Source organism: Oceanobacillus sp. FSL W7-1309, assembly GCF_038002145.1.
Classification (GTDB): Bacteria; Bacillota; Bacilli; order Bacillales; family Amphibacillaceae; genus Oceanobacillus; species Oceanobacillus profundus.
Genome location: NZ_JBBOBX010000002.1, coordinates 1754477 through 1773109, shown reverse-complemented (window position 1 = coordinate 1773109; position 18633 = coordinate 1754477). Strand labels below are relative to the sequence as shown.

Here is an 18633-nt window from a genome sequence, read left to right as displayed (position 1 = left end):
TCCTATCTTAGGTTAGAGATCCTTTCTATTTAGTCGCATATAAAATAAAAAAGCTTTCCCAAATGGGAAAGCTTTTTTTATCAATACTTACGCTTTGTTAACGTTAGTAGCTTGTGGTCCACGGTTACCTTCTTCGATATCGAAAGTTACTGTTTGACCTTCTTCTAAAGTTTTGAATCCTTCGCCTTGAATTGCTGAGAAATGTACGAATACATCGTCTCCACCTTCAACTTCGATGAAACCGAAGCCTTTATCTGCGTTAAACCATTTTACTGAACCTGTGTTCATTAAAAAAACCTCCATGTGCATTTTGCACGTTTATTACTATTTTTGTTCAAGATACAACTCAAGACGAAATCACTAAAGAGATACTACTGTCTATCCTGTATTTCTCACGAACAACAATAATTATTTATATTATAGCATAGATTTCTTAAAAATATCCACTTTTTTTCAAAAAAGTTTTGAGGAGATTTATATTGTTACTTAAAGTACTGATATAGCAGTATTTTGCGTTGGTTTGCCAATTAAAAAATATGCATAATATCACACTTAAAATAGAAACTAAGAGAAAGGGGAAAGGAGTGATACATCATGGCAGGAAAACCAAAGGGACCAAAGCAGCAAGAGAAAGTGAACTTACCTAAAAGTCCAGTTCAGCCATATGGTGAGCCATTAAGTGGTTCTAAAAAGGATAAAAATGCAAATCATTCTAGACAAAATCATAATCCACACCATGGTTTATAATTGTTCTTCTTCTATTAAAAGAGCATAATCAGTTACGATTATTGCTCTTTTCCATTCTATCCCCTAAAATTATAATTGTGCTGCGAATTGATATTTAGTGGTAGGTATACTTTTTAAAAGGAGAATTTATTAATGTGGAAGGATTTTAAAAAATTTGCTTTTCAAGGGAATATCTTTGACCTAGCTGTGGCAGTTGTAATTGGTTCAGCTTTTGGTGCAATTGTAACATCCTTTGTTGAGAATATTATTACGCCTCTCGTAGGAATTTTAGCAGGGGGTATTGATTTTACCGGATTAAGTATAACTGTTGGAAATGCGGAAGTATTATATGGCAATTTTATTCAATCCTTTGTTGATTTTTTGATTATTGCATTTGCAATCTTTATGGCAATCCGCGTCCTGTCTAAATTTAAAAAGAAAGAAGAAAAAGTTGTTGAAGAAGTAATCGATAAGCAAGAACAGCTGCTTACTGAGATTAGAGATCTATTAAAAGAACAAAACGTAAAATAAAACCTGCAGATTATGCTTCTGCAGGTTTTTCGCTGTTTTTATAAGAGTTGTACATTTTCTTAGCAATCAGTTGTTGCACAATCATGAATAGTCCACCAACTGCCCAGTATAGCGGCAATGCTGCTGGGGCATTTAACGAAATTACGCCGATCATGATTGGTGAGAGGAGCCCCATGATGGTCATCTGCTTTTTTGTTTTTGGGTCCATACCGAGTAGAGACACTTTGAACTGGAAATAGTAGATGACCACAGCCAGTATGGTTAGGATGATATCCGACTGCCCAAGATTAAACCAAAGAAAAGAGTGGGCTGCAATTTCAGGTGTTCGAAGAATCGCATAGTAAAATCCAATTAATATCGGAAACTGTATGATCATCGGTAAACATCCACCAAGTGAAGCTAATGGATTTACTTGGTGTTTTCCATAAAGCTGCATTAATTCCGCCTGCATTTTCTTCTGCTCGTCTAAATCCTGCTTGTTGCGGTACTTCACTTGTATCGCATCCATTTCAGGTTTTAATACATTCATTTTCTCTTTCATTGCAGTATTATTTTTAATTTGTTTTAGCATGATAGGCATCAATGCAAATCGAATAAATAGAGTCAATAGGATAATGGATAACCCGTAATTGTCATTGAAAAAACCGGCTAAACCCTTGATTAGTACAGAAAACGTATAGACGAAATAATGGTCAAACCAACCAGTGGAATTAGCGCTTATTGGCTCGGTTGTGCCTTGGCATCCAGCAAGTAATACAATTGATAAAAGCCCAAGTATGATGAAGCTATATTTTTTAATTTTGATGAATACAGAAGTTGTTTCCATTTTAGCCCTCCTAGATTTTTATAACGATAAAAAACTAGAGAAGAGCTGTCTTCTTCATTATCATCCGGTACCTCAATACGTTTCGTTCTATTGGTAATCCAATTACGTATATCCAGAGCTGTTGCGGTTAAGTCAGGTAAGGAAAGCAATTGAAATTGCAATGCATGTGATCTTCGAAGATACACATCTGTTTGATAAGTATTTGGTTGATTGTAAATTCGCAATGGAATGATGGAGAGCAATAAACCGATATAGAAATAGATTGGCGAGAACTCGTTAAATAATTCGGATAAGAGCTCGATAAGCATCTGTATTCACCCCCGTTCAAAAAGATAATATTAATACGTTTCAAAAGCGAGTTAGGTTTCACTTTTTCTTAAATAATGTCATTTAAGTTCTAGTAAAGTAACGTCTTGCTGATTTCGTACGATAAGTAAGATTGATTAATACCCAATTTCATGCCGTTCAGTCACCCATTAAGTTGATGAGCGCCCCAAAAAAGGGCAAGCCAAGAGAATGGGTAACTCATAGAAGTGATCAGTGCCCCAAAAAAGAGAAAGTCGAGTAAATCGTTAACTCATCAAGGTGATGAGTGCCCCAAAAAAGAGAAAGCCAAGAGAATCGGTCACTCATCAAGGTGATCAGTGCCTCAAAAAAGAGAAAGCCAAGAGAATCGGTCAACATCAAGGTGATGAGTGCCCCAAAAAAGAGAAAGCTAAGTAAATCGGTCACTCATCAAGGTGATGAGTGCCCCAAAAAAGAGAAAGCCAAGTAAATTGGTCACTCATCAAATGAAGCAATTGCAATTAAACGAATCACTGCACTGCGTAATATGTGAATATCAGTCTTTAGACGTAGGTGATTTACAACTTCGGGTAGTGGATGCAGGGCCAATTCCTAATTAGAATGAAAATAGATTGAAGAAAGGATGAAATAAATGGAATCGATTATCGAAGTTCAGAATCTTAGGAAAACGTACAGGAAAAGAAGATCAAAAGAATATGTACACGCGGTCAGTGATATCTCTTTTAAAGTAAATCGAGGTGAAATTCTAGGCTTGCTAGGTCCAAATGGAGCGGGAAAAACGACGACAATTAAAATGATCTGCGGATTGCTGATACCTGATTCAGGTATGATTCGGATTAATGGAATTGATAATAAGGAGAAACGGCTGAAAGCATTACGGCATATCAGTGCAGTGCTTGAAGGGAATCGCAATCTATACTGGCGTTTGACTGTCAGGGAGAATTTGGAGTACTTTGCAGGAAATCGGGGAATGTCGCGGAAGGACGTCATTGATCAAGTTGAGGATCTGTTACTAAAATTCAATTTAAAGGGTAAGGAAAATGAACTTGTTAATCGACTTTCTAGAGGAATGCAGCAAAAGCTGGCAATAGCAGTGGCAATGCTGGCCGAAAGTGATGTTATTTTATTGGATGAGCCGACTCTTGGATTGGATGTTGAAACAGGCTATGAGGTACGAGAAATTTTAAAGGCGATTGTTCGGGATTACAATCGAACCATTATTATTAGCTCGCATGATATGGATGTTATTCAGGATATTTGTGAGCGCACAGTGATTATTAATCAAGGGAAAATTGTAACAGATGATCGAGTAGAAAACCTATTGAAATTATTTGAGATTCGCGCCTACACCATTACACTTGGTGACATTTTGAACAGTCAGCAACAACAATTACTTCTACAAAAATTTCCACAACATGACTATCAACAAGATACTTATCAATCCATTTTAAATATCGAATTAGCAAAAAGTGAAGGAATTTATGATTTATTCGATGTGCTCAAATTGAATAATACACCTGTAGAGGCAATTGATCGAAAAACCATTAATTTTGAACAAATCTTTATGAAAATTGTAAAGGGGGAAAAGCAGGATGCGTTGGCTCAATCTTCTTAAAGCAAATACAAAAAAGGAATATATTGAATTAAAGCGCTATTTACCAAATACAATTGCGATGCTGCTTACCTTTTACATTATTTTTGTCGGAATGTTTGCTGGAATTCAGCTAATTGGCGATCCAAGTACACAGGATAGCAACATCCAATATGCGATTGTAAATTATATTTTCTGGTTTTTATCCTTTATGGTTATCAATAGTATTGGCTATGAAATTATTAATGAGGCGATGAAAGGGACGTTGGAGCAGCTCTCGATGTCACCGATGGGAATGTGGCGTATTATGACGGTACGGCTAATTTCCACGACGTTCATAAATTTAGTTATTGTGATTGTGCTATTATATTTGTCGATGGCAACTGCGGGACAATGGCTGAATATCGATGTGATAACGATAGCTCCAATTTTATTGCTTACCGTGATTAGTATGTTTGGTGTAGGATTCATTATCGCAGGAATATCCATTATTCTAAAGCAGGTTCAAGCATTCTTACAAATCCTGCAATTTATTTTAATGGCACTAACCTTTATTCCCTTATCCGTGTCACCAGTTCTCGCTTTCTTACCTTTTGTGCAAGGGATTGACATGGTTCGCGAAGTGATGATCCATGGGGCAGCATTTAACCAGCTTCAAGTCGGAGATTTTATGATATTAGGATTTAATGCACTTTTTTATTTTGCAATAGGCATTGGGGTATTCTTATATTGTGAACGAGTTGCGATGAAGAAAGGATTAATGGCACATTATTAGTAGTAACAGAAAAGGCGTTTTCTTAGAAAAATTTCAGGAAATAGGTACATGTCTCATACAATCCGCGATTAACTAACATAGGTTAGAAGTGAACCAATAATAGAAAGGGGATTATTCAATGAGACATCGTCATGGACGTCATTGTGGTTGTAATTCTTGTAAAACAATTGTACATCCGACAAAGTATAATTGTGTTGATACTTTCTCACAAAGTACAGTTAACCATGTGCATCCTTCTCATACAACTGTTACAAACCATCATTTAGTTAAAAATAATCATTTCTTCCCGCACTCAACATCTTTTCAAAATACAACAAATAGTGTTGATGCATACGGTGGATCTTTCCAAGTTCCGGGCGGTCCGGGACAAGTAGCAGGAGCTATGTCACCAGGATATGGTCAAGGAGGCCAAGTTGCGGGAGCTATGTCACCGGGATATGGCCAAGGAGGCCAAGTAGCAGGATCTATGTCACCAGGATATGGGCATGGAAACCATAATTGTAAAAAGCCACAAAAATGGTGCTAACGAAAGAAAAGGGCTGGCAAATTATATGTTGCCAGCTTTTCCTTTTGACAAATTGGAAGGAAAGTAACTATCCTATTAATAAGTGTAAAGAAGGTATTTAAATGAGGTGTTCGTACATATGAAGATTTTAACCGTATCTGGATACAAACCAATGGAATTAAATATTTTTAAAGAAGATGATCCACGTATTACTTTTATAAAAGCAGCAATTGAAAAAAGGCTAATCGGCTTTATTGAAGAAGGCCTGGAATGGGTATTAATTTCTGGACAAATGGGTGTTGAATTATGGACAGCAGATTTAGTGTTCGAATTGAAGGAGATGTATGATATTAATATTGGTGTCTTTCCTCCATTTGAAAATCAGGATAACCGTTGGCCCGATTCTATAAAAGAAAAATACCAAGAATTAATGATGATTGCAGATTTTTATAAACCAATTTATCAAGGAGATTATAAAGGACCTTATCAATTCAAGGCCAAAAATATGTGGTTTGTGGACAAGAGTGATGGCTGTCTCCTTTTAATGGATGAAGAATATCCAGGAAGCAATCGATTCTTTTATGAAGCAGCAAAAAACGCAAATAAGGATTATCCTATTTTTACGATTACACCAGCAGATTTAGATGATGCTGTAGAGGAGATTCGAATGTCTGATCCTAACTATTGGGAGTAAGCATTGATAGTCAATTTAATTAAATTTAATCTTTTCCCTTTCCTTTGCATATTATCTATGGAAGCTAAAGATAATGAGGGGCGGGATAAGGATGTATTATTCGTATGGACCTCCATACAGACAGCCTGTTTCCAGGCAACAAGATCGTATGCTTATAGTGACTGGAAATGGTAGAGTTTCGGTTGAACCCGATATAGCGAGTATTCAGCTTGCTGTTATTACAGAGGATGAATCGTTAAGTAAGGCTCAACAGGACAATGCGCAAACAATGAATCAAGTTATTCAGTCGTTAGTAGATTTAGGTATACCAAGGGAAAATATCCGTACAACTTCATATCAAATATTCCCTAGGTATGATTTTGTAGATGGTGAGCAGTTATTACGCGGCTATGAGGTTACAAATCAGATTACGGTTCGTATTAGTCCGATTTCTGAGGTTGGAACAGTTATTGATACTGCAGTACAAAACGGTGTAAATCGGGTATCATCCATTCAATTTTCAGTTACGAATGTAGAAAACTATTACCAGCAAGCACTTATCCAAGCACTGGAGAATGCACAAGCAAAAGCTAGTACGATCGCGGAAAGCTTGCAAGTAGACCTTGATCTTACACCAATCAAAATAACGGAAGAAGTCTCAGAAACGCCTGCTACATTCAAAACAATGGCAGTTTCAGCAGAAAGCTTTTCTACACCAATTGAACCTGGTGAGGTTGGTATTAGGGCTGTTGTGGAAGCTCGATTTCATTACTAAGTAAAACAAGGGACTGAACGAACGTCCCTTGTTTAGCTGCTTTCACAGGTAGTTTATAATATCTTTATGAAATTGATTTCTATCCATAGTACAGATCTGCATCAAGATATAATAGTCATAAAGCTGAACAATTTCTGAATCTTCCAGGTTGTATGTAGTGGCTTTTTCCTTTGGAGTGACTTCATCCCGGGTATAAGCTATTATCTCTTTTAATGAGTTCTGATTCGGAGTTAATACTTTATTTACATTAATAGAGAAAATAGCATATAGTAATGCATTTACAGATGATTCTAATAAACATTCCCAATAATAGGTATTTTGAGATACATAGACGATATGAACTTCCTTTCTCTGCAGAGGTAATAGGTAACGGAAAAGCATTTGGAAAAAGGGAATAAAAAATAAAGAAAAATCGTTAATAGATTAAAGCATTGCAAACAGCTGCAATGCTTTTTGTATGTAAAAAATTGTGATTGCCTACTCCTTTTTAAATTAATTGATGATATAATGTTAGAAACTATTCGAATTAAGCAATAATTAAAAAGAGTGTTCAAAAGGATGAGTTTTATGGATTATTTGATTCGCAAAATGAAAAAGCGAGATATGAAGCAGGTGCAAGACGTTGCGAAAACAAGCTGGAGTGCCACTTACGAAGGGATTATTCCTATGGATATTCAAGAGCGCTTCCTAAAAACTGTTTACAGTAAGCAAAATTTAAAATGGCGTCTAAAAAACACTACCTTTTTTGTTGCTGAGATAAATCACCGAATAGTAGGGTTTGCTAATTTTTTTCAAGTTCCTGAAAGTGGGCGAGTAGAATTAGGAGCGATTTATATATATCCGGAGTATCAAGGGGCAGGAATTGGTACTGCGTTTTTAAGAGCCGGTATTGACCAATTTGGTTTGAGGGAACTTCATTTGAATGTGGAGAAAAATAACCAAATTGGAATGAATTTCTATCATGCTAAAGGATTCGAAGTGGTAGCTGAGTATGATGATAACTTAGAGGGGCACATGTTGAATACGGTTCGAATGGTATTGCGTCTAGGGAAATAACCTATCTAATTAAAGGGAGAGAGAAACAATGATGATAAGAAAAGCAACGATTGTTGATGCAGAAGATATTGCTAAAGTACATGTAGACAGCTGGAAGACAGCTTATAAGGGGATCTTACCTGACGAATTTTTAAATCGTTTATCCTATGAACAACGAACAATGCTTTGGGAGCGTAATACATTGGAACAGAATGTATACGTTGCGGAAAATGCTGAGGGCAAAGTTGTTGGTTTTTCTATCGGTGAAAAGGAAAGAACAGAAATGTATGACGGGTATGAAGGGGAACTTAATGCGATTTATATTTTAAAAGCATATCAGCGGCAAGGTATCGGAAAGCTGCTTATTCAACCTGTCGTGGAAGAATTGCTGCAAAAAGGAATAACTACAATGATTGTTAAGGTGATTGAAGAAAATCCATCAAGGGTTTTTTATGAATCATTAGGGGCGCATATTGTCGATCGTTTAGAAATCAAAATAGCTGGTGCGTTCATGCATGAAATTGTTTATGGATGGTCGGATTTGAAACAGTTGCAGAAGGTTGCTGAACGGGCGTATGAAAAGTGAATGGTTAACCTCTGTGTAATAATAGACGATAGAAGTTGTGCAAGCAGAAGTGAGATGTGATAATGATTGGTTTGTATGGAAACAGATGAATATTGAATCATGGATCGCAATTTAGGTGTTGCAGGTACGGTTGCACTGATTTGGTAAACAGAAAAAGAAGAAAAAAAAGCGCTGCTCCTCTCTCTAAAACAGGAAGAGAGGAGCTGGTTGAGTAATCGGAGGGAAATAAATGATTTTACATACGGAAAAGTCAAGGGAAGGGGAAACGATTATTTTCCTGCATACAGCGCTACAGACAGGTGGAACGGAGCTTGCGGAACAAGCTGCTTATTTTCGTGGAAATATCAGGTGATTTTACCGGATTTATGTGGTCATGGTAAATCCGTTTCGGAAGCGTATGTGGATTATTTTAACGAATCTGCAAAGGTTTTGTTGGAGACGATGGATTATTTAGAAATCGACACTGCTCATGTTGCAGGCTGTTCACTAGGGGCACTCGTTGGTTTCAAAATGAAGGGAAATGAATAATGTTTAAATATACCATTTGTTTCATTAGACGGGGTGATGAACTATTAATGCTAAATCGAGAAAAGTCTATTTGGATGGGCAGGTGGAATGGTGTAGGAGGGAAAATCGAACCTGGGGAAACGCCAACTGATTGTATTTTACGTGAAGTGAGAGAGGAAACCGGAATCCTCTTATCAGTGGTTCAGTATAAAGGAACGGTTACATGGGGAGACAAGAGCCATTATTCAGGCGGCATGCACGCATTTATTGCAGAGGTGCCTAAAAATTATACTTATCAAACGCCATTCAAAACTGAAGAAGGAATATTAGACTGGAAAAAAATCGATTGGATTCTGCATCCCGAAAATACTGGCATAGCTAATCTGCACTATTATTTGTCGCAGATGCTAGAAGAAGAAAATACATATGAATATCGGTTTGCTTATGAAGGGGAAGACGTCATAGCATATAACGTTTTTCCGCTTGAAGAATATGTGCCAATAAGCTAGAAACATGGGGGAATATATGTTAACGACAAAACAATTACGTGATATCAAAGCGCTTCAGTATCTTTGTGAAGCAGACGATCAAATAACGTTAAAATTGAATTGGGATATGCTGCAAAATAGAGAGGCAAACGAAAAGAATGACTTTTTTTATTATGAAGATGAAGAACTGATTGCATTTTTAGGTTTGTATGGATTTGGGAATAAAGCAGAGATATGTGGAATGGTTAAGCCGGCGTATCGTAGGAAAGGTATATTTTCAAGGTTGCTTGATGAAGCACTTGCCATTTGTAAAAACCGGAAGTATAGAGAGATTTTATTGAATGCACCAGCTGCATCTGCAACAGCAAAGGAATTTTTAAAAACAATTAAATGTGACCATACATCAACAGAATATCAAATGAAGTGGTCGAATATGGACCTTCATGAAGACATAGAAGTTATAGTTAGACCTTCTCTATCAGAACAGGATTTTAAAACAGAAATACAATTAGATATAAGCTGTTTTAATTTCTTAGAAGACGAAGCAGTTGATTATAATCAGCGGATAAGGAGAGATGATAAACAGCGATTTTTTATCATTGAACATGAAAAGAGGTCCGTTGGAAAAATACGTATTTCTCATGAAGAGTCAGAAGCTTGGATTTATGGATTCGCTGTTTTTCCTGAATTTCAAGGAAAAGGAATTGGAAGAAGAGCTTTAAGGCAAGTAATAATGAATGAATATAGAAATGGTTACGATGTATTTCTAGATGTAGAAGCGAAAAATTCCAATGCGCTGAAATTATATGAATCCTGTGGCTTTCGAACATTTCAAGCGCAGGAATATTATACGTTGGGTACAAGTTGACGGTTCAATAATGAAAAAGCTATGATGGGGTTTAAATAGCTGTGACGAAAGAAGTATTTCCAGAACATGAATAGGAGTTGTTTTGATGAGCAATTCAGAAGCAATTAAAAAAAGAATAGCAGTAGCTGGCAAAAGAACTCCTGCCGATACCGTTATTAAAAATGCTGATATTCTAAATGTTTTTACAGGAGAAATGATGGATGGAGATATTGCGATTGTCGATGGCTATATTGCTGGAATTGGATCGTATGACGGAATGGAAGAAATAGATGCCAGTGGGAAAACAGTGGTACCAGGATTTATTGATGGTCACGTTCATATCGAAAGTACGATGCTCACTCCACGGGAATTTTCCAAGCTTTCGCTACAACATGGTGTAACGACAGTTATAACGGATCCACATGAGATTGCCAATGTTGCCGGAGCAGAAGGAATCCAGTTTTTTTTGAATGACGCCGAAGATCTGCCGATGGATATTTTCATCAATTTGCCATCCAGTGTACCGGCAACTATGTTTGAAAACAATGGTGCAACATTAGATGCGAAAGGTTTACAGCCCTTTTTGGCTCATCCAAATGTTCTGGGTCTTGCTGAGGTCATGGATTTTTCTTCTGTGAAAAATGGAGAGAAACAGATTATTAACAAGATAGCAATGGTTCAAGCGAATGGAGGAGTAATTGACGGACATGCAGCAGGAGTTGATAAGGAAGATTTAAACGTCTATATGGCTGCGGGAATTCGCACGGATCATGAAAGTGTAAGCAGTCAAGAAGGAAAAGCCCGTCTTGATTTAGGGATGTATCTAATGGTAAGAGAAGGTACTGTTGCCAAGGACTTAGAGGCATTACTTCCGATTATCACAGCACAAAATTCCAGAAGGTGTATGTTTGTAACAGATGATATATTGTTAGATGATCTTGTAGAGCAAGGAAGCATTGATCATATTGTCCGACTTGCAATGGAAAAGGGACTAGACCCGGCAATTGCGATTCAGATGGCAAGCTTAAATGCTGCTGAATGTTTTGGTTTACGTCATATTGGAGCTGTTGCATCAGGATATCAGGCAGATTTTCTGCTGTTAGATGACTTACAGTCTGTCTCCATTCATCAAGTATATAAGGGTGGCAAGTGTGTTGTAGATAAGGGAGAAATTAATAAAGCATCATTTTCTGAGGTGCGATCAATTCAAAGCACGATGGCTTCTCTTCCCGCATTTCATACAAAAAAGCTAACGGAAAATGATTTAGAGCTTCCTCTTAAATCAACTGATTGTAATATTATCGAAATTATGCCGAACAGTATTGTGACGAAGCATTTAAAAGAAAGTGTACACGTAGAAAATGGATTGTTTGTTGCTTCAGCAAAAACTGATCATCTGAAGGTGGCTGTGATTGAAAGACATAAGGGTACCGGAAATGTTGGAATAGGGATTGTGAAAGGATTTCGATTGCAAAAAGGGGCAATTGCTACTTCAGTGGCACATGATTCTCACAATATTGTTGTTGTTGGAGTATCTGATAAGGAGATGCTTCGCGCGGTCGATGAAGTTTTAAAAACAAATGGTGGATTAGTAGTTGTAGATGGAAAAGAAGTGTTAGCTTCCTTATCTTTACCTGTTGGAGGATTGATGTCTAACACTACTTATGAAGATACTTACAAAACGCTACAAAAAATGAATGCTGCAACAAGCAAGTTAGGTGCAAGTGAATCATTTAATTTGTTTCTAACTCTATCTTTCTTAACCTTACCAGTAATACCTGAATTAAAGCTTACGGATCAGGGGTTATTCCATTTCGATTCCTTTTCCTTAATTGATATAGAAATTTAATGCATTAAAAATCCCTTGGAATTTAGTTGAATTTCAAGGGATTTTTTTGTTATATCAGTTATTATCCTGCAATTGCTTTATCCGCTTCCTTTTTCTTTACATTCCTTTTTTCAATCGTACCATCTGATTTAACACGACGAATAAAGAATGCCAGAACTAGTGCTACAGCTCCGATTATGGTGGAAACAAAGAAAGAAAAATTGATTCCATGAAGCATTGCTTCATTGATAATTTGTGCCTGTGCCTCTGCAATTGCTTGGTTAGATTGTGCTATACTAGAATCTATTGTTGCCATCGCATTTTCAGTTAATTCAAGTGCTTTTGCTTCTGTACGATTATTCATTAAGGTAACTAATAATGCAGCACCAATTGCACCAGAAACCTGTTGAAGCGTATTATTCATTGCAGTCCCGTGTGGGTTTGCTTCCATGGGTAACTGATTTAATCCATTTGTCATGACTGGCATCATTACCATAGACATTCCAAAGCTACGGAAAGTAAATAAAAGCATGAGACTCACATAGGACATTTCCATATCTAGTTGACTGAAGAAAAAGGTCGTTGTTACGACAATAATTAGCCCTATAATGGCAAGCGTTCTTGCTCCGTATTTATCAAAAAGACGGCCGGTGATCGGGGACATGAATCCCATTACGACTGCTCCAGGAAGCATGAGTAATCCAGCGTCCATTGGAGAAAAACCACGAATGGTTTGAATATAAATCGGTACTAATATCATCGCAGAGAACATTGCCATGGATAAAACAATGGAGATTGCTGATGATAATGCGAACATTGGATATTTGAATATCCGGAATTCGAGCATTGGGTCATCCATTCGAAGCTGACGAAGTATCAAGGCAATTAAAGCTATGATACCGACGATAATTGTGCTGTAAACAAGTGGGTGATCCCATCCCTTGTCACCAGCTGAACTGAAGCCGTATAATAGTCCGCCAAAGCCGAAACTAGATAAAACAATGGAAAATACATCGAGCTTTATATCACGCTGTGGTGTAATATTTTTCAGTTTGAAAATGGAATAAATTAAGGTGAAGACAGCAAAAGGTAATACAATGTCGAACAGCATTCTCCAACTGTAGTGTTCAACAATCCAGCCAGAAAGAGTTGGCCCGATTGCTGGTGCCACAAACATAACCATTCCAAAGATACCCATCGCAGTACCTCTTTTTTCGATTGGAAAGGCAGTTAGCATGATATTCATTAACAATGGCATCATCATCGCTGATCCTGCTGCTTGAATCATTCTTGCAGTAAGAAGTATACCGAATGTTGGAGACAAGCTTGCAAGCAATGTGCCTATCGTAAACAATGTCATTGCAGTCAGAAATAGACTGCGATTCGTAAAACGTTGAATAAAAAATGCACTCGCAGGAATTAAAATTCCGTTAATAAGCATGTATCCTGTAGACAACCATTGGACAGCGGTAGGATTTACTTGAAATTCATCCATAATAGATGGCAGAGCAATATTTAACAGGGTTTCATTTAAGATGGAAACAAAGGCGCCGATAAATAAAATTGCAATCATACCATATGGAGGTTTATGTTGAATAGGATTTATTTCACTCATTATTCCTAATCCTTCTTTCTATAATTAAATAGTCCTGCATTTAGGACAAAGTATATTCTATACTCACAGTCTAATAATATCAAGTATATAATTTATTTTCTATGTAAAAATTGATATAACAAGTTTAAAAGACTATATTATAACTAGACGACTATTATAAAAAGGTGATTAAATGAACCGTAAGAAAAAGCAAATTATAAATGCTGCACATCGTTTGTTTATTGAAAAAGGATTTGTAGCAACATCAATTCAAGATATTTTAGATGAAGCGGAAATTGCAAAGGGGACGTTTTATAATTACTTTACTTCAAAAAATGAATGCTTAATGGCAATATTGGAATTTGTATATGAAGAAACGAACCAAAAAAGAAATGAGATTGCGCATGGGAAAAATATAAATGATGAGAAGGTTTTAGCTGAACAAATAGCTATTCGGATGGATACGAATCGCAAGCATAGCATGATGGCGCTTTTTTCTTCGATATCGCTTTTGGATGATGAAGATTTACAAGCATTCATTGGAAAGCAACACAGAAGGGAATTACAATGGGTTGCAAAAAGACTAAAAGAGGTTAATGGAGCGGATACAGAACGCTTTGCATTGGATCATGCTGTCATTCTTTTGGGGACTATCCATCACGCCGTTCATCTTTTGAAAATCAATGAGAATAAAGAAATAACGCCAAGAAAAGTGATACAATTTGCTATCGATTCTATAAAGCCCATTGTGAAAGGACACTCCCAGGAAGTGCTTTTTCATGCGGATATGATTTCAAACGTTCCAGAAGATATAGGTGAGAATATCATGTCTTTAAAAATACAAACAATTTCTCAGTTAGAGACATTACTTAAAGAAGTAAACAAACGAGAAGGGAATCATACAAAGAAAGGTGAATATCTGCAATTTTTAATCGGTGAATTAGAAATGGAAAAACCACGACTCTTTTTAGTAGAAAGTGTTCTCATGTCTTTGTCAAAAATAGTTGATGAACGAGAAGTAATTGGCAATGAACGACAAGTCTTCCAGCTGCTATGGACTTTCATTGAAAAAATTAAAGAAGCAGAAGCGGAAAAATAACTTCTTTATGTGAAATAATTAGATTAGTTTAATTATGTTGATTCAAAGGAATGATAATGATATAGGATTAAAATCGACTACTGTAAGGGAGATGCATATGAGCAGATTACTACGAAGACTTATTCGATATGGTCCGATTCTTTATCCAATCATTAGAAAACTGTGGAAAAATCGGAAAGCTAAAAGAAACTATAATTAATTGTTGTAGAGGTGGTTCAAATTGGGCCGCCTCTAAAATATTAATGGAGAGCTGGCTATCATTTTTTAGACAATCATCAATTCTCCTTGTTATAATTAAGTATATATTGGGATAATACATGCCGCAGAAAAAGCGAGGAAATGACATGCAATATACGATAAGGAACATGACAGAAACGTATGCGATTGAGGTTCTTTGCTGGAAATATGAACGACCATATAATTTCTATAATCAAGTATTAACAAGTCATGCAATTATGGAATTGACGGGAAATAAATACTATGTTGTCTTTGACCGATACGATGTGTTGATAGGATTTTTCTGTGTTGGAGCTTCTGCTAAGGTGCCTGCTGGCTATCCACGTGGTGCATATCAAGAAGCTTGTGTAGATGTGGGATTAGGTATGAAGCCAGCATTTACTGGAAAAGGGCTTGGCTTTTCGTTTTTTTCAGCTATTCTTGATTTTGTAGCAGAAAACTATGAAGGAATAGATATAAGACTAACCGTTGCTACCTTTAATAAACGAGCCATTCGTCTTTATGAAAAAGCGGGCTTTGTTGAGCAAACTAAATTTCAAAGTGAGCGGGCCGAGTTTAGTACCATGATCAAGCGGATAGTCTAGCTGGGGAAATTTTATTTCTTTGGCATAAGACCAGATGAAAAATAAACCGGCTATGAACGCAGGCGATGCATCATAACCGATTCATATATTAAAATCCAAGGTCTTCGATTTGATTTTGGAGTTCAGTAATCGTTTCAATCGTTTGGAATAATTCCGATTCCTCTAGCTTCTCAACAGCTACTTCTCCATTTTGAATAACATTTGATGTAATGTCCAAGAGTTGTTGATTTTTTTCTGTGAAATTTTGATGCAGACCTTCTGCGAGTTCAGGAACATCTATGGCATTAAAATCAGCAATGGATTCCTCTAAGGCTATGAAATGACTTTTCAAATCTTCTTGTACTGCCGGGTCGGAAACTGCTTGATCTACAAGTCCTGGAACCTCTTCTGTAAAGTTGCTCAATTCATTTAAATACTCCGTTGCCTCTGTTGCATAGTCCAATGTATTATTCGTCTCCTCAATGAAGGAACAACCGGAAAGTACGGTCGATATTAATAAAAGCATTATTAATTTTTTCATATGAATCTCCTTTCAACTAGATTTATTTTAGCCTATTTTCTACAATAATTAAACATTACATTTTGTAAACGCTTTATTTTCATATCTGAAATAACAATTATTTTGAGTGAAAGCTGAAAGTGAGTTCGAGAAGTCACATTACTTGAATATATGACCTGAATTTGATAAACATATAGTTATGTAATTAAAGTATTACAATAAGATACGTAACTATAGATGGAGGAATTATAGAATGAAAATTGTTGCGATGGTAGGAAGTAACCGTAAAGAGTCCTATAACATGAAGCTTGTTCAGTTCATGCAGAATAGATATGCAGGAAAAGTTGATATTGAAATTTTACCGATTGATCAGCTGCCGATGTATAACGAAGATGACGAACTAATTCCGCCAGAGGTTGTAAAAGAAATCCGTGCGAAAATAATGGCAAGTGATGGAATCTTATTTGCAACTCCAGAATACAATGGCTCTATTTCTGGAATGCTAAAAAATGCAATTGATTGGTTTTCTCGTGTAGAAAAAGTAATGGTGAAAAAGCCAGCAATGATTGTTGGAGCTTCAATGGGGGCGTTAGGTACAGTGAAAGCACAACTGCATTTACGTCAAATTTTGAATGCGCCAGGAGTAGCAACATTGACATTGCCTGGAAATGAAGTTTTTGTTGGCTCTGTTCATGAAAAAATTGACGCACAAGGGAATCTGACAGATGAGCCAACAGTTCAATTTATTGATTCCGTTGTAACGAATTTTGTTAGCTGGACTGAAAGTTTTAAAGTAACTGCTGATGTAAAATAATGATTAATAGTAAACTCCGCTGCTTGTATCGTATACAAAACAGCGGAGTTTTTAGTTGAAGCTTATGCTGCAAATGGTTTACTGTTGATATTCGACTTCCGTACCACCAGCATACTCGATGTCTAGTTCAACATTCTGCGCGTCAGTTGGGATATTGAAAGCTTCAAGGACAGTACTTAGAACCTCTTCCTTTGGCGTATTTTCATCAAAGTCAAAAGTAGAGAAGATGCTATCAAGCTCTTGCATCGCTTCATCGCCTCGTAATTGAATTCCTTGTGTTTCATTTCGATAGGATGCTTCCGTTTCGTTCGTATCCTGCTCATATTCTACTTCGACAATATCTTCTGTTCCTTCGAAATCTGCTTCTAAATCAAAGCTAGTAAACGCGTAATCGGATTCCGTATCTGTTGTTACATTATCACTGTCATTCGTTGCATTATTATCTGTCGCTGAACCACTGTCTGTATTGCCATTATTTTGATCGTTAGAAGCATTATCTTGATCGTTTGTGGCGTTATTTTCCGTCTCTCCCGCATTATTATCCGCTGGAGGATTTGTATCTTCTTCCGTAGTTCCTCCACATGCTGCAATAAGAAAGGCTAATGTTGTTATTGTTATTAGTACCATAAACTTTTTCATGGTGCTCACTCCTATCTAATAGTTTATACCACTATATTGCCCAAAAGCCTAAAAACTAAACGATGTAAAAGCATTTTGTAACTTTTCACCTACGGTAAGAATCTTAATTGTAGATTTGAATGATAGAACTAGAATATTCTAAGTAATTTGTATCAGGAAGTGATTGTGAATTCTAATGCTTATTAAAAGCCTTGAAAATCGAATGCAGTCGTTTCCAAGGCTTGTTCTAATATTTATTTGTTGTTTGTTACTTTGTTGTAGGCACCATGCATAACTGGGCCAACATATTCATTTAGCTTCCAACCATTAGCAATTGCTGCAGTAACAAAATCCTTAGCAGCAAATACAGATTCCTTTACACTTTTGCCATTTGCTAGATTTGCTGTGATTGCTGCAGCAAATGTACATCCAGCTCCATGATTATATGTGGTATCGACTTTTTCTTTTTCAAGTATTTCAAAGTCTGTACCATCATAAAATAAATCAATCGCTTTTTCATGATCCAGCGCCTTGCCGCCTTTAATGACAACATTCTTGGCACCGAGCTCGTGGATTTTTAATGCAGCTTGTTTCATATCTTCAATTGATTTTAAGGGCTTAGTCTGTGCTAATTGACTAGCTTCAAATAAGTTAGGTGTTGTAACGAGTGCGCGCGGAAGAAGATATTCACGCATTGCGTCTGTATTTTCCGGCTGTAATACTTCATCTTCGCCTTTACAAACCATAACTGGATCTAGTACGAAATTATTAATTTTATATGCATCGATTTTTTCTGCACCAAGCTTAATGATATCAACCGAGCCTAACATACCGGATTTCATCGCGTCTACTCCGACGGATAGAATCGTGTCTAATTGTCTGTTTACAAGATCCAGGTCAATTGGTGTTACGTGATGATTCCATCCCTCTGGATTCATTGTAACGATGCAGGTTAATGCAGTCATACCATATACATCATGCTCCTGAAACGTTTTTAAATCAGCAGCGATACCTGCACCTCCACTTGTGTCCGAACCTGCAAGTGTTAACGTTTTTTTCATTGTCATTGATAGAACCTCCTCTAGAATGCTAATTTTTATTATAGCACTTTTGAAGGGTCTGTCACTAAACACATACTCATGGATTGTTAAAAATAACTTGACGTTTGGTGGTCTAAATCATATTAGTT

24 protein-coding genes are annotated in these 18633 nt (G+C 36.6%); 17 read left to right on the top strand and 7 right to left on the bottom strand.

Going from position 1 to position 18633, the window contains the following annotated elements; all coding sequences use genetic code 11:
* Window positions 1–87: 87 nt before the first annotated feature.
* Complete coding sequence (locus NST46_RS21365; protein ID WP_067724698.1) at window positions 88–288, bottom strand: cold-shock protein; 201 nt, start codon at window positions 286–288, stop codon at window positions 88–90.
* A 306-nt stretch (window positions 289–594) separates the two neighbouring features.
* Here NST46_RS21365 and NST46_RS21360 point away from each other — a divergent pair, with 306 nt between their 5' ends.
* Both NST46_RS21360 and mscL read left to right on the top strand, forming a co-directional pair.
* Window positions 595–747 carry a small acid-soluble spore protein P gene (locus NST46_RS21360; RefSeq protein ID WP_095309980.1) on the top strand — a complete coding sequence of 51 codons (153 nt, stop codon included), beginning with the start codon at window positions 595–597 and terminating at the stop codon, window positions 745–747.
* Window positions 748–879: 132 nt separating this feature from the next.
* Entirely contained in the window at window positions 880–1257 is a 378-nt protein-coding gene (gene mscL / locus NST46_RS21355) for a large conductance mechanosensitive channel protein MscL (RefSeq protein WP_095309977.1), read from the top strand.
* 10 nt (window positions 1258–1267) lie between these two features.
* Here mscL and yidC read toward each other — a convergent pair whose 3' ends face one another.
* Both yidC and NST46_RS21345 read right to left on the bottom strand, forming a co-directional pair.
* Window positions 1268–2083: a membrane protein insertase YidC gene (gene yidC, locus NST46_RS21350; protein ID WP_118888625.1), complete on the bottom strand. Its 816-nt coding sequence runs from the start codon at window positions 2081–2083 to the stop codon at window positions 1268–1270.
* Window positions 1975–2391, bottom strand: a complete 417-nt coding sequence (locus tag NST46_RS21345) for a hypothetical protein (protein ID WP_158586199.1) — start codon at window positions 2389–2391, stop codon at window positions 1975–1977. The genes yidC and NST46_RS21345 overlap by 109 nt, the downstream gene beginning before the upstream one ends.
* A 629-nt stretch (window positions 2392–3020) precedes the next feature.
* Here NST46_RS21345 and NST46_RS21340 point away from each other — a divergent pair.
* The 12 genes from NST46_RS21340 to ade all read left to right on the top strand — a co-directional run bounded on the left by NST46_RS21340 (window position 3021) and on the right by ade (window position 12020).
* A complete protein-coding gene (locus NST46_RS21340) occupies window positions 3021–4004 on the top strand; it encodes an ABC transporter ATP-binding protein (protein WP_251660515.1) in 984 nt (327 codons plus the stop codon).
* On the top strand, window positions 3982–4755 hold the full coding sequence (locus NST46_RS21335) for an ABC transporter permease (RefSeq protein ID WP_095309968.1): 774 nt from the start codon (window positions 3982–3984) through the stop codon (window positions 4753–4755). The genes NST46_RS21340 and NST46_RS21335 overlap by 23 nt, the downstream gene beginning before the upstream one ends.
* 118 nt (window positions 4756–4873) lie before the next feature.
* Complete coding sequence (locus NST46_RS21330; protein ID WP_341137733.1) at window positions 4874–5281, top strand: spore coat protein; 408 nt, start codon at window positions 4874–4876, stop codon at window positions 5279–5281.
* 118 nt (window positions 5282–5399) lie between these two features.
* Complete coding sequence (locus NST46_RS21325) at window positions 5400–5954, top strand: DUF1273 domain-containing protein (protein WP_341137732.1); 555 nt, start codon at window positions 5400–5402, stop codon at window positions 5952–5954.
* 91 nt (window positions 5955–6045) lie between these two features.
* Window positions 6046–6708, top strand: coding sequence for an SIMPL domain-containing protein (locus NST46_RS21320; protein WP_303448685.1), 663 nt, complete (start codon window positions 6046–6048; stop codon window positions 6706–6708).
* A gap of 567 nt (window positions 6709–7275) precedes the next feature.
* Complete coding sequence (locus NST46_RS21315; protein WP_095309954.1) at window positions 7276–7764, top strand: GNAT family N-acetyltransferase; 489 nt, start codon at window positions 7276–7278, stop codon at window positions 7762–7764.
* A gap of 28 nt (window positions 7765–7792) precedes the next feature.
* Entirely contained in the window at window positions 7793–8329 is a 537-nt protein-coding gene (locus NST46_RS21310) for a GNAT family N-acetyltransferase (protein ID WP_095309952.1), read from the top strand.
* Between the two features lie 229 nt (window positions 8330–8558).
* Window positions 8559–8681, top strand: coding sequence for a hypothetical protein (locus NST46_RS21305; RefSeq protein ID WP_303448680.1), 123 nt, complete (start codon window positions 8559–8561; stop codon window positions 8679–8681).
* Complete coding sequence (locus NST46_RS21300; RefSeq protein WP_341137731.1) at window positions 8678–8857, top strand: hypothetical protein; 180 nt, start codon at window positions 8678–8680, stop codon at window positions 8855–8857. The genes NST46_RS21305 and NST46_RS21300 overlap by 4 nt, the downstream gene beginning before the upstream one ends.
* Window positions 8857–9345, top strand: coding sequence for an NUDIX hydrolase (locus tag NST46_RS21295; protein WP_340003096.1), 489 nt, complete (start codon window positions 8857–8859; stop codon window positions 9343–9345). Before NST46_RS21300 ends, NST46_RS21295 begins: the two co-directional genes overlap by 1 nt.
* Before the next feature lie 16 nt (window positions 9346–9361).
* A complete protein-coding gene (locus tag NST46_RS21290; protein WP_340003097.1) occupies window positions 9362–10192 on the top strand; it encodes a GNAT family N-acetyltransferase in 831 nt (276 codons plus the stop codon).
* A gap of 85 nt (window positions 10193–10277) precedes the next feature.
* Window positions 10278–12020 (top strand): adenine deaminase, encoded by a 1743-nt coding sequence (ade, locus tag NST46_RS21285; protein WP_341137730.1) that lies wholly within the window; start codon window positions 10278–10280, stop codon window positions 12018–12020.
* A gap of 61 nt (window positions 12021–12081) precedes the next feature.
* Here ade and NST46_RS21280 read toward each other — a convergent pair whose 3' ends face one another.
* Window positions 12082–13614: a DHA2 family efflux MFS transporter permease subunit gene (locus NST46_RS21280; RefSeq protein WP_341137729.1), complete on the bottom strand. Its 1533-nt coding sequence runs from the start codon at window positions 13612–13614 to the stop codon at window positions 12082–12084.
* A gap of 172 nt (window positions 13615–13786) precedes the next feature.
* On the opposite strand from NST46_RS21280, the gene NST46_RS21275 reads away from it, so the two are divergent.
* On the top strand, window positions 13787–14692 hold the full coding sequence (locus NST46_RS21275; protein WP_095309940.1) for a TetR/AcrR family transcriptional regulator: 906 nt from the start codon (window positions 13787–13789) through the stop codon (window positions 14690–14692).
* A 344-nt stretch (window positions 14693–15036) separates the two neighbouring features.
* Window positions 15037–15513, top strand: a complete 477-nt coding sequence (locus tag NST46_RS21270; protein WP_341137728.1) for a GNAT family N-acetyltransferase — start codon at window positions 15037–15039, stop codon at window positions 15511–15513.
* Between the two features lie 88 nt (window positions 15514–15601).
* On the opposite strand, the gene NST46_RS21265 is transcribed toward NST46_RS21270, so the two are convergent.
* A complete protein-coding gene (locus NST46_RS21265) occupies window positions 15602–16033 on the bottom strand; it encodes a DUF6376 family protein (protein WP_341137727.1) in 432 nt (143 codons plus the stop codon).
* Window positions 16034–16265: 232 nt separating this feature from the next.
* Here NST46_RS21265 and NST46_RS21260 point away from each other — a divergent pair, with 232 nt between their 5' ends.
* On the top strand, window positions 16266–16826 hold the full coding sequence (locus NST46_RS21260) for an NADPH-dependent FMN reductase (RefSeq protein ID WP_341137726.1): 561 nt from the start codon (window positions 16266–16268) through the stop codon (window positions 16824–16826).
* A 78-nt stretch (window positions 16827–16904) separates the two neighbouring features.
* Here NST46_RS21260 and NST46_RS21255 read toward each other — a convergent pair whose 3' ends face one another.
* Window positions 16905–17465, bottom strand: coding sequence for a YusW family protein (locus tag NST46_RS21255; protein ID WP_095309932.1), 561 nt, complete (start codon window positions 17463–17465; stop codon window positions 16905–16907).
* 233 nt (window positions 17466–17698) lie between these two features.
* The gene (pdxK, locus tag NST46_RS21250) at window positions 17699–18511 is read right to left on the bottom strand and encodes a pyridoxine/pyridoxal/pyridoxamine kinase (RefSeq protein ID WP_095309930.1); all 813 of its coding nucleotides are present in this window, start codon (window positions 18509–18511) and stop codon (window positions 17699–17701) included.
* Window positions 18512–18633 lie beyond the last annotated feature (122 nt).